11 protein-coding genes are annotated in these 13,018 nt (G+C 66.5%); 4 read left to right on the top strand and 7 right to left on the bottom strand.

Annotated features, from left to right (window positions below):
- Entirely contained in the window at positions 1 to 1,059 is a 1,059-nt protein-coding gene (locus AC1DDG_RS18625; protein WP_476877250.1) for a YeiH family protein, read from the bottom strand.
- 160 nt (positions 1,060 to 1,219) lie between these two features.
- Here AC1DDG_RS18625 and AC1DDG_RS18620 point away from each other — a divergent pair, with 160 nt between their 5' ends.
- From AC1DDG_RS18620 to AC1DDG_RS18610, 3 genes are all read left to right on the top strand, one after another.
- Positions 1,220 to 2,776 carry a circularly permuted type 2 ATP-grasp protein gene (locus tag AC1DDG_RS18620; RefSeq protein WP_476877249.1) on the top strand — a complete coding sequence of 519 codons (1,557 nt, stop codon included), beginning with the start codon at positions 1,220 to 1,222 and terminating at the stop codon, positions 2,774 to 2,776.
- An 87-nt stretch (positions 2,777 to 2,863) separates the two neighbouring features.
- Complete coding sequence (locus tag AC1DDG_RS18615) at positions 2,864 to 3,790, top strand: alpha-E domain-containing protein (RefSeq protein ID WP_230119528.1); 927 nt, start codon at positions 2,864 to 2,866, stop codon at positions 3,788 to 3,790.
- Positions 3,787 to 4,638, top strand: coding sequence for a transglutaminase family protein (locus AC1DDG_RS18610; RefSeq protein ID WP_476877234.1), 852 nt, complete (start codon positions 3,787 to 3,789; stop codon positions 4,636 to 4,638). Before AC1DDG_RS18615 ends, AC1DDG_RS18610 begins: the two co-directional genes overlap by 4 nt.
- 25 nt (positions 4,639 to 4,663) lie before the next feature.
- On the opposite strand, the gene AC1DDG_RS18605 is transcribed toward AC1DDG_RS18610, so the two are convergent.
- The 4 genes from AC1DDG_RS18605 to glgC all read right to left on the bottom strand — a co-directional run bounded on the left by AC1DDG_RS18605 (position 4,664) and on the right by glgC (position 8,716).
- Positions 4,664 to 5,146 carry a pyridoxamine 5'-phosphate oxidase family protein gene (locus tag AC1DDG_RS18605; protein ID WP_476877233.1) on the bottom strand — a complete coding sequence of 161 codons (483 nt, stop codon included), beginning with the start codon at positions 5,144 to 5,146 and terminating at the stop codon, positions 4,664 to 4,666.
- 115 nt (positions 5,147 to 5,261) lie between these two features.
- Complete coding sequence (locus AC1DDG_RS18600) at positions 5,262 to 5,723, bottom strand: pyridoxamine 5'-phosphate oxidase family protein (protein WP_476877232.1); 462 nt, start codon at positions 5,721 to 5,723, stop codon at positions 5,262 to 5,264.
- Positions 5,724 to 5,782: 59 nt separating this feature from the next.
- A complete protein-coding gene (locus tag AC1DDG_RS18595) occupies positions 5,783 to 7,234 on the bottom strand; it encodes an SDR family NAD(P)-dependent oxidoreductase (RefSeq protein ID WP_476877231.1) in 1,452 nt (483 codons plus the stop codon).
- An 81-nt stretch (positions 7,235 to 7,315) separates the two neighbouring features.
- Positions 7,316 to 8,716, bottom strand: coding sequence for a glucose-1-phosphate adenylyltransferase (gene glgC, locus AC1DDG_RS18590; protein ID WP_476877230.1), 1,401 nt, complete (start codon positions 8,714 to 8,716; stop codon positions 7,316 to 7,318).
- A 100-nt stretch (positions 8,717 to 8,816) separates the two neighbouring features.
- On the opposite strand from glgC, the gene glgA reads away from it, so the two are divergent.
- Positions 8,817 to 10,013, top strand: a complete 1,197-nt coding sequence (glgA, locus tag AC1DDG_RS18585; RefSeq protein WP_476877229.1) for a glycogen synthase — start codon at positions 8,817 to 8,819, stop codon at positions 10,011 to 10,013.
- Positions 10,014 to 10,119: 106 nt separating this feature from the next.
- Here the strand turns inward: glgA and AC1DDG_RS18580 are convergent, their stop codons facing one another.
- Both AC1DDG_RS18580 and AC1DDG_RS18575 read right to left on the bottom strand, forming a co-directional pair.
- Complete coding sequence (locus tag AC1DDG_RS18580) at positions 10,120 to 12,234, bottom strand: acyl-CoA dehydrogenase family protein (protein WP_476877228.1); 2,115 nt, start codon at positions 12,232 to 12,234, stop codon at positions 10,120 to 10,122.
- Positions 12,235 to 12,282: 48 nt separating this feature from the next.
- On the bottom strand, positions 12,283 to 12,963 hold the full coding sequence (locus AC1DDG_RS18575) for a TetR family transcriptional regulator (protein WP_476877248.1): 681 nt from the start codon (positions 12,961 to 12,963) through the stop codon (positions 12,283 to 12,285).
- Positions 12,964 to 13,018 lie beyond the last annotated feature (55 nt).

Below are 13,018 nucleotides of genomic sequence, written 5' to 3'. Positions count from 1 at the left end.
CTATTGAATCATGAGGAAAGCGGCGGCCAGGCCAAGGACCGCTATCAGCAGCCAGGCGGCCAGCGCCGCCATCACTGCCCGGAGCCCCGTGTGCAGCAGGGTGTGGATGCGCACCGCGGACCCGAGCCCGAAAAGCGCACCCCCGAGCAGGATGTCCTGCAGTGCGGCCGCCGCTTCAAGCCAGCCGGCAGAGACCCATCCGGTGGAGCGCAGCGCCACGAGCACCACGAACCCGACGACGAAGAGCGGAACCACGGGCGGCAGCCTCTCCGGGGTCACCAGGGGCAGCTCCGCGTTTGCGCCCGGCTGTACCTTCCCGGCGCGGTGTGTACGGCGGACCGAAACGATCCGCTGGTGCACTCCCGCTGCCGCCACCATGGGAGCCAGCAGGATGACCCGTGTCAGTTTGACGACGACGGCGATCGCCAGCGCCGCAGGACCTGCGGTCTGCGCCGTGGCCACCACCTGGCCGACGTCGTGGACCGAGGCGCCGGTCCACGCGCCGAAAATCTCGGGGCTGAGGCGCAGCGGATGGACCAACAGCGGCAGCACGCCGATGGCCAGCGTGCCGCAGAGCGTCACGAGAGCCACCGGCAGGACGGTGTCCGGGTGCCTGATCCGCCTCACCGCGGCCATGGCACCGATCGCCGAAGCGCCGCAGATGGAAAACCCCGTGGCGATCAAGAGGGAGGCTTCCCGCGGAAGCCTGAAGAGGCGGGAAATTCCGTACGTGCCGGCAAAGCTGGCCAGCACCACACCCGCAATCAGCAGCAGGGATGTCCAGCCGAGGCCCAGCACGTCTGCAATTCCCACCTTGAGTCCAAGCAGCACGATGCCGCCGCGCATCAGGTGCTTCCCGGCGAAGTCCAGTCCAGGCCGGGCCCGTCCTGCCGTCCACACCGCCGTGAACGGCAGGTTGGCCGCCAGCAGCCCAAGGACCACGGCCAGTGTCATCGCCGGAAGGGCCGGAACCGCGGCATGGACGGAGAAGGCAATGGCCAGTGCCACCACGGCCGTCAGCAGGCCGGGCAGATTCCGGGTAAGGTTCTGGTGCACCACCCTGCGCAGCTGCGGCGGCGGCGTCGTCGGGGATCGGAAGTCTGGCACGTCCCTACCATGCCGGACAGGGGCGGCAAAAGACCAACCGGGAGGACCCGCCAACACGCCAGGACGGGGTCCGGAAATGAATTCGCAACAAAAAGGTGGTTGGCTAATGACCATGTCTGACCTATTCCAGGATTACTCTGAGGCGGCCGGCCGCACGGGCGCCTATGACGAGATGTTTGCCCCCGGGCAGATGGCCCGCACGTCCTACGGGCAGGTCGCCGGCGCTCTCCGGGAGCTTTCCCTCGCGGACGTCACCGCCCGCGCAGACTCGATGGCGCGCACGTTCCTGGACCGCGGCGTGACCTTTGACTTCGCCGGCGAGGAACGCCCCTTCCCCCTGGACATCGTTCCGCGGGTGATCCCCGCCGACGAGTGGGACGTGCTGGAACGCGGCGTAGCCCAGCGGGTCCGGGCTCTTGAGGCCTTCCTCAATGACGTCTACGACAAAATGACGGTCGTGTCCGACGGTGTGATCCCCAGGCAGCTGGTCACCACGAGCGCGCACTTCCACCGCGCCGTCCACGGCTTCGAACCGGCCGGCGGCGTGCGCGTGCATATCTCCGGCATCGACGTGGTGCGCGATGCGGAAGGGACCTTCCGCGTTCTTGAGGACAACGTCCGCGTCCCCTCAGGGGTCAGCTACGTGCTGGAAAACAGGCGTGCGATGGCGAAGGGCCTCCCGGAGGCGTTCGGCCAGCAGCTCATCCGTCCGGTGGAGGAGTACCCCCGCCGGCTGCTGTCCGCCCTGCGTAAGACGGCGCCTTCCGGCGTCGACGATCCCACCGTTGTGGTGCTGACCCCGGGTGTTTTCAACAGCGCGTACTTCGAGCACACCCTCCTCGCCGGGCTGATGGGCGTGGAGCTCGTGGAGGGCCGCGACCTCATCTGCCGCGGCAACCGCGTGTACATGCGCACCACCGCCGGTGAACAGCGGGTGGACGTCATCTACAAGCGGATCGACGACGACTTCCTCGACCCGCTGCAGTTCCGCTCCGATTCCATGCTGGGTTGCCCGGGCCTGGTGAATGCCGCCCGCGCCGGCGGCGTGACCATCGCCAACGCCGTGGGCAACGGCGTGGCTGACGACAAGCTGGTCTACAGCTACGTTCCGGACCTGATCCGCTACTACCTCGGCGAAGAACCCGTCATCGCCAACGTGGACACCTTCCGGCTGGAAGAAAAGGAAGCGCGCGAGCATGTCCTCGACCGGCTCCACGAACTGGTGGTCAAGCCGGTTGACGGTTCCGGCGGCAAGGGCCTCGTGATCGGCCCGGACGCGTCCAAGGAGGAACTGGAAGCCCTGCGCAAGCGCGTCGTCGCTGATCCCCGCGGCTGGATTGCCCAGCCGGTTTTGCAGCTCTCGACGGTGCCCACGCTCAGCGGGGACAAGTTCGGGCCCCGCCACGTGGATCTCCGCCCCTTCGCCGTCAACGACGGCGACGACGTCTGGGTCCTTCCCGGCGGCCTCACCCGCGTTGCCCTGAAGGAGGGTTCCCTGATTGTGAACTCCAGCCAGGGCGGCGGGTCCAAGGACACCTGGGTGCTGGCAGATTCCCCGCAGGTCCCCGTGGAGAGACTGCCGCGGCAGTCCATCACCGTCCGGGAGCGGGTCTCCGTGTGGCCGGTCGAGAGCAACTGGCGCGACCGGCAGTCGGAGCAGCAGCAGTGAGGCGGCAGGCGCCGCTCATGCCCGCATCCGCAGCCATGTCATCAGACCGATTTCCCGCCACCACGCTCGCGCAGGAGGTAGCCGCACATGCTTAGCCGAATCGCCGAGTCCCTTTTTTGGATCGGCCGCTACGTTGAAAGGGCCGACGGAACGGCCCGCATCCTGGACGTCCACCTCGAACGGCTGAACCACCTGCCCACTGAGGAGCGGCGCAGCGTTGCCCGCGAACTGCTCGCGGTCATGGGAGCGCGCCCGCAGAGCGAGGAGTTCGGACTCGAGGAACTGCTGCACGCCCTCGCGTATGACAAGCACAGCGCCACATCCATCGCCGGGTCACTCGGCGCCGCACGTGAGAATGCCCGCCGTGCCCGTGAGACGGTGTCGTCCGGCCTGTGGGAAAGCCTTAACACCACGTACTACGGCCTCAACCAGCACCGCAAGGACGTGGTGGGCACCTACCGCTACTGCCACTGGGTGCTGGAACGGACTGCAATGGTCAGCGGCCTGGCGGACACCACCGTCAGCCACGATGACAGCTGGCTCTTCCTGGCCCTCGGACGCTCGCTTGAACGGGCCGACATGACGGCCCGCATGCTCTCCACCCGCGACGTCCTGTCCGCAGGCATGTCCTGGGTGAACATGCTGCGCTGCGCCGGTGCCTACGAGTCCTTCCTGCGCACGCGCCGTGCCGCCTTCGGAGACCAGCACGCGGCCGAGTTCCTCCTGCTGGACCGGCTCTTCCCGCGCTCGATTGTCTACGCATTGCGGGATGCCGACGAGTGCCTGGCGAAGCTGGATCCTTCGGCGCAGCGCGTCGGCTTCATCAACGACGCCCGCCGGATCGTCGGCCAGGCGCGCACCTTCCTCGAGTTCCACCGGACCGACGACCTCATGTCGGAGCTGCCGGAGCACATGGAGCGCGTGCAGAAGGCTGTTTCGCAGGCCTCGGACGCCATTTCCCGTAAGTACTTCAATCAGGCGGACGAACTGGCCTGGGTGGGAGAAGTTTCATGACCCGGCTGAGCATCATTCACAACACCGGCTACAAGTACAACAAGCGCGTCACCTTGTCCTACAACGAGGCTCGCATGACGCCGCTGACGGATCCGCAGCAGGTGGTGCTGGAGTCCTCGATGAAGGTCTCCCCGTCCCAGGCAGCGGTCAGCAGCTACCGCGACTACTGGGGCACCCGGGTCACCGCGTTCGACATGCAGATGCCGCACGAGTACCTCGAGGTCCTGTCCACCACCACCGTCGAAGTCCACAGGGTGGAACGCATTCCCGCGGAGGCGGACATCGTGGGCTGGGACGTCCTTTCCTCGCCGGAGGTCCTCAACCAGTTCAGCGACTGGGCACCCCAGTCCCAGCTGACCGGCCCGGGCGAGGAAGTGCTCGGCATCATCCCCGGCGTCGTGGCCGGAAAGAACCCGCATGAGGCCGCCTTGGCAGTCTTCGAATGGATGCGCGGCGAGATGACCTACATGAAGGGCACCACCGGCGTCACCACCAGCGCCGAGGAAGCCTGGACGCAGAGGCAGGGCGTATGCCAGGACCTCGCCCATCTGGCCATCGGAGCGCTGCGCAGCAGCGGCATCCCCGCCCGGTATGTCTCCGGGTACCTGCACCCGCGTTCGACGGCGGACATCGGCGAGTCCGTTGCCGGCCAGTCCCACGCGTGGCTGGAGTGGTGGGACGGCGAATGGCGCAGCTGGGACCCCACCAACCACAAACCGGCCGGAGATTTCCACGTCACCGTGGCCCGCGGCCGCGACTACCGCGACGTGCCGCCGCTCAAAGGCATCCTGTCCGGCGGCGGGGGATCCACGCTCAGCGTGAGCGTGGAGATCACCCGGCTGGCCTGACGGCCGGGTTTTCGGCCAGGGGATCCTACTCCGGGGAGGACTTTACGGCGCCGCTGAGCTGCGTCCACCAGGTGAGCGGCGGTGTCACGTTGAAACGCCGGCCGGTGATGGAGTCCGGAGTGATCCGGACGAAGTGGTCTTTCTGCCCGGCCTGCCACGGGAAAAGGTAGAGGGACGCCGAATCAAGGATTTCAGCGGTGTCCTTGAGGGCCGCGGCTTTGCCCTTGACCACCACGCTCCAGGCCATTCCGGAACCGGCATCTACGCCGTCGGCTTCCAGCGCTACGGGCGCGTCGCCCAGGGCGCCGCCAAGTTTGGTTCCCTCGGCAGTCCGGAACACCAGGGTGCCGTGGTCCACAGCGTAATTGAGCGGGAAGATGTCCGGATGGTCCTCCACCCAGACGGCCAGCCGGCCGACCGAAACCTGCCGGAGAAGCTCCCAGCACTGGCTTGATTCCAGGTGTTCCACGGATTCCCGGGACGCTGCGGCGGGCTGCACATTAGTCATGGACCAGAGCCTACGCCCGCTCCGACACGCTCGCCAGTGCGCCACACGCGGCAGGGCCGCAGGCGTGAGCGGGCCCACCGCGTCGACTCTTGCGACTGCCGGAAGGGGCGGCGGGCTACTCGAAGGACGCCCGGCGCTGGTCGCCAAGCCGGGTGTTCCAGACATCGGGGGCGTTGACCTTGAACCGCCGGCCGGTCAGGGCTTTCGGCGACAGCCGCACATAGTGTGATTTAGTTCCGGGCTCCCACGGCTCCAGGCCAAGGGCGTCCGCCGCAGCGCGCTCGGCGGGGTCGTCCACTGCCACGGTGCCGCCCCGCGCCACAACGCTCCAGGCCTCTTCGGTCCGGGCGTCGTAGCCGTCAATCTCGAAGGCGGCGGGCTCCTCTTCCATGGAACCCCAGAGCTTCGTCCCGCTGGCCGTGCGGAACACGATGCTGCGGCGCTCAATGACGAAGTTGACGGGGAAGATTTCCGGATGCCCGTCGATGATGAGGGCCAGCCTGCCGACGGTGGCTGAGGCCAGCAGTTCCCAGCAGTCGTCGAATGTGAGCTTGCCGTCGTGCGGTGCACTGTTCATGGACACATCGTACGGCCACGGGCCGCGCACGGGGAGGTCATGACCCGGAGGACGGCCTCTCACCAGGGGCTCGGCTTGTAGTCCTTGAGGAAAACGCCGTATTGGTCTTCACCGTTCTCTCCCATGACGATGGGGTCGTAGACCCGTGCCGCCCCGTCCACAAGGTCCAGGGGTGCATGGAAGCCTTCGTCCATCAGCCGGACCTTGGTGTAATGCGGGCGCTCGTCGGTGATCCAGCCGGTGTCCACCGCCGTCATAAGGATGCCGTCGTTGTCCAGCATCTCCTGGGCGCTGGTCCGGGTCATCATGTTCAGGGCGGCCTTGGCCATGTTCGTGTGGGGATGGCCCGGCCCCTTGTAGGCACGGGAGAACTGGCCCTCCATGGCGGAGACGTTCACGATGTATTTCCGGTGGGCTGTGGAGCGCTTCATGGCGTCCCGCAGCCTGCTGACGAGCAGGAAGGGCGCGGTGACGTTGCACAGCTGGACTTCCAGCATCTCCAGCGGGTCCACCTCGTCCACCACCTGGGTCCAGCTGTTGATCGTGGCGAGGTCGGGGACCAGTCCGCCGGCGTCGATGGCGGTGCCGGTCGCGATGCGTTCCAATGACGCAGAACCAGTAGAGAGGGCCAGCGAGGTGATGGCATCGCCGGCGAGCACGGGGTGCTCCGTGACGCTGCTGGCAAGGGCCAGGGGATGCTTGTCATGGGCATGGCCGAAGGTGACCAGCTCGGGACCTCCGTTGGCCGGCTCGAGGGCCGCCGGGAGCGGCTCGTCTTCCGCATCCACGAGGGGCTTGTACGCGTTGCCCGAGCGGCGCACGGTCTGCGCTGCGTTGTTGATGATGATGTCCAGAGGGCCCGCGGCGTTCAGCGAATCGGTGAGCGCCATGACCTGGGAGGGATCGCGCAGGTCGATGCCCACGATCCTCAGCCGGTGCAGCCACTCCGCACTGTCCTCCATGGCAGCGAAACGGCGTGCGGCGTCCTTGGGAAAGCGGGTGGTGATGGTGGTGTGCGCCCCGTCGCGGAGCAGCCGGAGTGCAATGTACATGCCGATCTTGGCGCGGCCGCCCGTGAGCAGGGCCCGGCGTCCGGTGAGGTCCGTCCGGGCGTCGCGCTTGGTGTGGCTAAAAGCGGCGCACTCCGGGCAAAGCTGGTGGTAAAAGGCGTCCACCTGCGTGTAGTGCTGCTTGCAGATGTAGCAGGGCCGGGACCTGATCAGGTGGCCGGCCACCTTGCCGGTAGCGGAGGGGGCGAGCTTGTTGCCCCTTGTCTCGTCGTCGATCCGGTCAGGGGCGGCCGTGGCGGTTTGCGCCAGTACAGCGCGGTCGGCCTCGGCGATGAGGTCGCGCTTCGAGACCCGGCGGTGCCGCTTGACGGCCTTGAACATCTTCCCGGTGGCACGGCGCACCGAGACGTAGTCCGGGTGCTCCTCGTCATAGACGTGGATGGTGTGCAAAACCTTGAGGCAGGCCTGAATCTCTTCAGGCGTCAGATCGGAGGTGCTCATTGGTCTGATTTTACAGCCTGTTGAGCCTCAGGCCTGCCTCAAGGTTTCCGGGGGCGGCCGCTCGGCGCGGGGGCCGGGCGCCTACCTGGACGGAGAGTTGGATCCCACGGAGGCGGCCTGGACCTGGCTTACCTGTTCCACGGAACTGTGCACTTCGGGGTAGTTCTCCGTGGCGGCCTTCACCGCGTTGGGAACCAGGTGCAGATTGGCCGCCGAAAGCTTCCGCTCGGCGTCGTCCGGTTCCGGTACGGCCTGCCCCTTGGAGAGCACGGTGATGCCTGAGTCGGTGACCTTAAAGCCGCGGGCCCGGTCGAGTTCCGGATCAAGGCCGATCGCGGCACCAGCGGGAACCTTAACATTCTTGTCGATGATGGCGCGGCGGACCACCGCACCCGCGCCGATCTGGACCTTGTCCATCAAAACCGAATCCACAACGCGGCTTGCCGTTCCGACGTAGACGTCGTTGGACAGGACCGAGCCTTCCACGATGCCGCCCGAGATGACCACGCCGCTGGCAACGATGGAGTCAAGGGCCGTTCCCACGGCGTTGTTGTCGCCGCGGACGAACTTGGCGGGCGGGGAGATGCTCTGCCGCGTGTAGATGGGCCATTCGGAGTTGTACAGGTTGAACACCGGCAGGGGAGAGATCAGGTCCATGTGGGCGTCGTAGAAGGAGTCGATGGTGCCGACGTCGCGCCAGTAGGTGCGGTCGCGTTCGGTGGATCCCGGGATGTCGTTGAGTGTGAAGTCGTACACCCCGGCCTCGCCCTGGTTCACGAAGTAGGGGATGATGTCGCCGCCCATGTCGTGCTTCGTGTCCAGGCGTTCGGCGTCGACGTGCAGGGCGTCCACCAGGGCGTCGGCGTCAAACACGTAGTTGCCCATGGAAGCCAGGAACTGGGTGGGGTCCGCGGCCAGCCCGGGGGTGGAGGACGGCTTCTCAACGAATGCCGCGATCTTCTGGGAGTCTTCGGGATCCACCTCGATCACGCCGAACTGGTCCGCCATGTGCAGCGGCTGGCGGACGGCGGCGACCGTTGCTTTCGCACCACTGCGGACGTGCTGCTCCACCATCTGCGCGAAATCCATGCGGTATACGTGGTCGGCGCCAACGACGACCACGATGTCCGGGTTGGCATCGCGGATCAGGTTAAGGGACTGGTAGATGGCGTTGGCGCTGCCAAGGAACCAGCTCTTGCCCACGCGCTGCTGCGCGGGAACCGAGGCAACATAGTTGCCCAGCTGGGTGGACATCCGCCAGGTTTCGGAGATGTGGCGGTCAAGGCTGTGGGACTTGTACTGCGTCAGGACCACGATCTGCAGATAGCGGGAATTCACGAGGTTGGACAGGGCAAAGTCGATCAGCCGGTAGCTTCCCGCAAAGGGCACGCCGGGTTTGGCCCTGTCCGCCGTCAGCGGCATGAGGCGGTTTCCCTCGCCGCCCGCGAGGACAATGGCCAGGACTTTCTTATTCAACGGCATGTGGTCGCTCCTGTACGCCTTCGTAACTTCCCCAACAGTCCGGCACGCCCGGACTTCTTCACACTAGAACAGTTCAACCGTAACGACTACCTTGGGTATCGTGCGAATAGACATTGTGACTAAAGAGTTCCCGCCGGAGATCTATGGTGGTGCGGGCGTCCACGTGGCCGAGCTGAGCCGGGTCCTGGCCAAGCACGTCGACCTGCAGGTGCGTGCCTTTGGGGCGCCCCGGGACGCCGACTACCACGGGGCGGCCGTGACCTCCTACTCCGTGCCGGAGGATCTCGGTTCCGCCAACGCCGCGGTCCAGACGCTCGGCGTGGACCTGCGGATCGTGCCGGACATCGCGGGCGCCGACGTTGTGCATTCGCACACCTGGTACGCCAACATGGCGGGACACCTGGCCTCGTTGCTGCACGGCATCCCGCATGTGCTGAGCGCCCACAGCCTGGAGCCGCTGCGCCCGTGGAAGGCTGAGCAGCTCGGCGGCGGCTACGCACTGTCCTCCTGGGTGGAGAAGACAGCCTATGAGGCCGCCGCGGCCATCATCGCCGTCTCCGAAGGCATGCGCCAGGACATCCTGCGCAGCTACCCCGAGGTGGACCCTGCCAAGGTCAAGGTGGTGCACAACGGCATCGACGTTAGCCTGTGGAACCGCGACGAGAACCACGACGCCGTCCGTGCGCTCGGCATCGACCCCGACCTTCCCAGCGTGGTGTTCGTTGGCCGCAACACGCGCCAGAAGGGTGTTCCCTACTTGCTGCGCGCTGCCGCGAAGCTCCCCGCCGATGTGCAGCTGGTGCTGTGCCTCGGGGCTGCGGACACGCCCGAGCTCGCCGCGGAGACCGCACGCCTGATCGAGGAACTCCAGAGCCAGCGCAGCGGAGTGGTGCTCATTGAGCGGATGCTGCCCCGCAACGAGCTCATCCAGGTCCTCAGCCACGCCACCGCCTTCGCCTGCCCCTCCATCTACGAACCGCTCGGCATCGTGAACCTCGAGGCCATGGCCTGCGGCGCCGCCGTGGTGGCCAGCGCCACCGGCGGCATCCCCGAGGTGGTCCAGCACGGCGAAACCGGGCTCCTCGTGGATATTGAACAGGTCACCGACGGCACCGGCACCCCGCTGGATCCGGAAAAGTTCGTCAGCGAGTTTGCCGCTGCCCTTACCGAGGTTGTTTCTGACCCCGACCGCGCCCGCACCATGGGCGAGGCCGGCAGGCGCCGGGCCGAGGAGCATTTTTCCTGGGAATCCATCACTGAGACCACCCTCGATGTCTACCGTTCCGTCCTCAAATAGCCGGCACTCAAGCAGGACTGCCCACATGCAGTAAAGCAAGGCAGTAAAGCGCGACGGCGGCGCTCCCCTTCGGTGGGGAGCGCCGCCGTCGGGCACTTAACGCAGATTAGCCCTTCTGCGCCAGGAGCGACTTCTCCTCCACCGGGGCGTCACCGCTGGCGCGCTGCGCACGGTAGAAGTTCCGTGCCTCGTCCTGGCGGACCTTCTCCGCGCCGGTGGCGATCGCTGCACGGAGGTGGTCCGGGCCGTATCCGAAGGCATCCACAAGATCCAGCGCGTGGGGACGGATCTTGACCAGAAGCCTGTTGATGTAGTCGCCCACGGTCCGCGCGCGCTGCATCGAGAGCCGGCCGTTCATGAGGTACCAAGAAAGGTTCTTCTCGATCAGGGACAGCCCGAACAGATCCCGTAGCCACGTGAGGACAGCCCTTGTTCCGGGGTCCGCAACCTTGGGGAGAGCCTCGGTGAAAGCTTCCCACTGCAACAGTTCGGCGTGGGCCTGGGCCGCGTCGATCAGCTCGTCCTGGTGCTGGTTGAACACTGCAGCAGCCTGGTCCTGCGGCAGCTTGTTGGCGCCCTTGAGGGCAGCTGCGGCCTCGGCGACCATCGACTGCACCCGGTCTGTCAGGAGCGCCCGCTGGCTATCCTCATCGCGCAGGGCAATTGCTGCCTTCTGGGGAAGGCCGTTATCGGCGACGAACTGTGCCACTCCCCGGAGCCCGGTACGGTGGACGGCAGTTCCGGCCGCCTGGTTGACCACGTAGCGCGCGAGGACTCCGAACGTGACGCTGCGGAATTCCTTGGCGTAGTCAGCCAGCAGCCGCTTTGCCACAAGCTGGAGGAGGACCGTGTTGTCGCCCTCGAAAGTGACGTAGACGTCGAGGTCGGCGCGGAGCGACGCGAAGCGGTTTTCGATCAGGAAGCCGGTGCCGCCGCAGGCCTCGCGGCACTCCTGCAGGGTGTCGAGGGCGTGCCAGGTGCTGAGCGGCTTGAGGGCAGCGGCCAGCGTCTCAAGGTCCTGCCGGTCCTCATCAGTGTCGTGCGCACCGGAGAAGACGTCGTCGAACTTCTCCAGCAGCTGCTCGTGGGCGAACGCGGCAGCGTACGTGGTTGCCAGGCGGGTGAAGAGCCGGCGCTGGTGGCGCTGGTAGTCGAGGAGGACTTCCTCCTCGGTGGGGGAGGAAGCGTTGAACTGGCGGCGCTCGGTGGCGTAGGTAATGGCGGTCTTGAGTGCGAGCTTGGAGGCAGCCACCGCGGCACCGTCGAGGCTGACCCGGCCCTGGACCAGGGTGCCCAGCATGGTGAAGAAGCGCCGGCCGGGGCTGGCGATCGGGGAGCTGTAGTTCCCGGCGGCGTCCACATCGCCGTAGCGGTTCAGCAGGTTGGTGCGGGGGATCCGGACATTGCTGAAGTGCAGGCGCCCGTTGTCGATCCCGTTCAGGCCGCCCTTGACGCCGTCGTCCTCGCCTCCTATACCGGGGAGGAATTCCTTCGTGTCGGGATCGCGGAGATCGACATAGAACGCATGGACCCCGTGGTTCACGCCGCGCGTGACCAGCTGGGCGAACACCACGGCGCCAAGGCCGTCGACGGCGGCGTTGCCGATGTAGTCCTTCCAGGCTGCACGGAACGGTGTGTTGATGACAAATTCCTCCGTGCCGGCGTCGAAGGTGGCGGTGGTGGCGATGCTGGCGACATCCGAGCCGTGCCCTGTCTCCGTCATGGCGAAGCATCCCGGGATGTCGAGGTTCATGATGCCAGGCAGCCACTTCGTGTGGTGCTCGCCGGTGCCCAGGTGCATCACGGCGGAACCGAAGAGGCCCCACTGCACGCCCGCCTTGATCTGCAGGGAGGGATCGGCCGTGACCAGTTCCTCGAAGCCGGCGATGTTTCCGCCGTGGTCATCGGAGCCGCCGAGGGCTGTGGGGAAAGCGCGGTGGACGGCGTTCTTGTCCACGAGGTACCGAAGCTGGCCGAACGTGCGCTGCCGGTGTTCGGTGTGGGTGAGGCCTTCCGTCTTGTGCAGTTCCGGGCGGGCGGCCAGCTCGCGTGCCTGGCGTCGGACGTCTGCCCATTTGCCGAGCAGCTGCTCACCCAGTGCGGCGACGTCGACGGCGGGCGTCCCGCCGGGGATCAGGCCGTTGGCGCTCTGACCCGTGGCATTGCCTTCCGGCGCGGGTCGGGAGGGTGCGCCCGTGGGGCGGTCCGCTACTTCAGTCATGTCGATTCCTTCGTTGGTTCTGACAATTTGAGGGGTTGTTGAACGGGTTTATTGAACGTCGGTAAGTTCTGGTGCGATGCCCACACACAGCCACGCCGTAATCTGGCGGGCCATTGCGTCCTGGTCGGGCTTCTCGGGGGAGACCGGGCTGGCCAGCCACTGTTCGCCGGCATTGCGGACCAGCCCGATGGCGGCGTTTGGCCAGTATCCGATGACCGCTTCCTTGCCGGCGCCGAGATGCGTGCGCATGGGCCGGGCAATCATCTCGGCAATGGAATCGAAGAAGTGACCGAGGGCCCCGGCCGTGGCAATGGTGGTCTGGCCGCCGTCCTGCTCCGCGGCCGAGTGCCGGGTCACGAACGCGTACACGTTGGGACTCGTCTCGGCCATCTGCAGATAGGCAGAGACCATGGCGAAGAGGCCCTCGCGCGGCGTCTGGGCGCTCTGGGCCGCCTCCTGGATGCGCCGCTGCATCTGGCTCAACACCACTTCGCCCACTGCCTGCTGAAGGCCGGCCTTGTCCCCGAAGTACCTGTAGAAGACAGACTTTGATGTCCCGGCTGCGGCCGCGATGTCCTCCATCGACGCATCGCTTCCGAGGGCGTGAACAGCTCGTCGGGCGGACTTGATGAGCTCCCGCCGCCGCTCCTCACGATGCGACTGCCAGCGGGAGGCGCGGCCGTCGACAGCGGCGGGTACGGGCTCGGGAAGTCGGTGGGGCCGGTTCATGTTCACGATACCCAGCGTATCAGGTACGCTGGGTATCGATAACTAGCGCGGATCA

It is taken from the genome of Arthrobacter sp. 10L430 (assembly GCF_056395245.1).
Note: the sequence above shows the minus strand (reverse complement) of the source record. Positions and strands in the feature narration are given on the sequence as shown.

Excerpts from the sequence above, each read along its gene's own strand:
- AC1DDG_RS18575 (WP_476877248.1), bottom strand. The coding sequence starts at position 12,963 with ATGAACCGGCCCCACCGACTTCCCGAGCCCGTACCCGCCGCTGTCGAC.
- AC1DDG_RS18615 (WP_230119528.1), top strand. The coding sequence starts at position 2,864 with ATGCTTAGCCGAATCGCCGAGTCCCTTTTTTGGATCGGCCGCTACGTT.
- AC1DDG_RS18595 (WP_476877231.1), bottom strand. The coding sequence starts at position 7,234 with ATGAGCACCTCCGATCTGACGCCTGAAGAGATTCAGGCCTGCCTCAAG.
- AC1DDG_RS18580 (WP_476877228.1), bottom strand. The coding sequence starts at position 12,234 with ATGACTGAAGTAGCGGACCGCCCCACGGGCGCACCCTCCCGACCCGCG.
- AC1DDG_RS18610 (WP_476877234.1), top strand. The coding sequence starts at position 3,787 with ATGACCCGGCTGAGCATCATTCACAACACCGGCTACAAGTACAACAAG.
- AC1DDG_RS18620 (WP_476877249.1), top strand. The coding sequence starts at position 1,220 with ATGTCTGACCTATTCCAGGATTACTCTGAGGCGGCCGGCCGCACGGGC.
- AC1DDG_RS18605 (WP_476877233.1), bottom strand. The coding sequence starts at position 5,146 with ATGACTAATGTGCAGCCCGCCGCAGCGTCCCGGGAATCCGTGGAACAC.
- glgC (WP_476877230.1), bottom strand. The coding sequence starts at position 8,716 with ATGCCGTTGAATAAGAAAGTCCTGGCCATTGTCCTCGCGGGCGGCGAG.
- AC1DDG_RS18600 (WP_476877232.1), bottom strand. The coding sequence starts at position 5,723 with ATGAACAGTGCACCGCACGACGGCAAGCTCACATTCGACGACTGCTGG.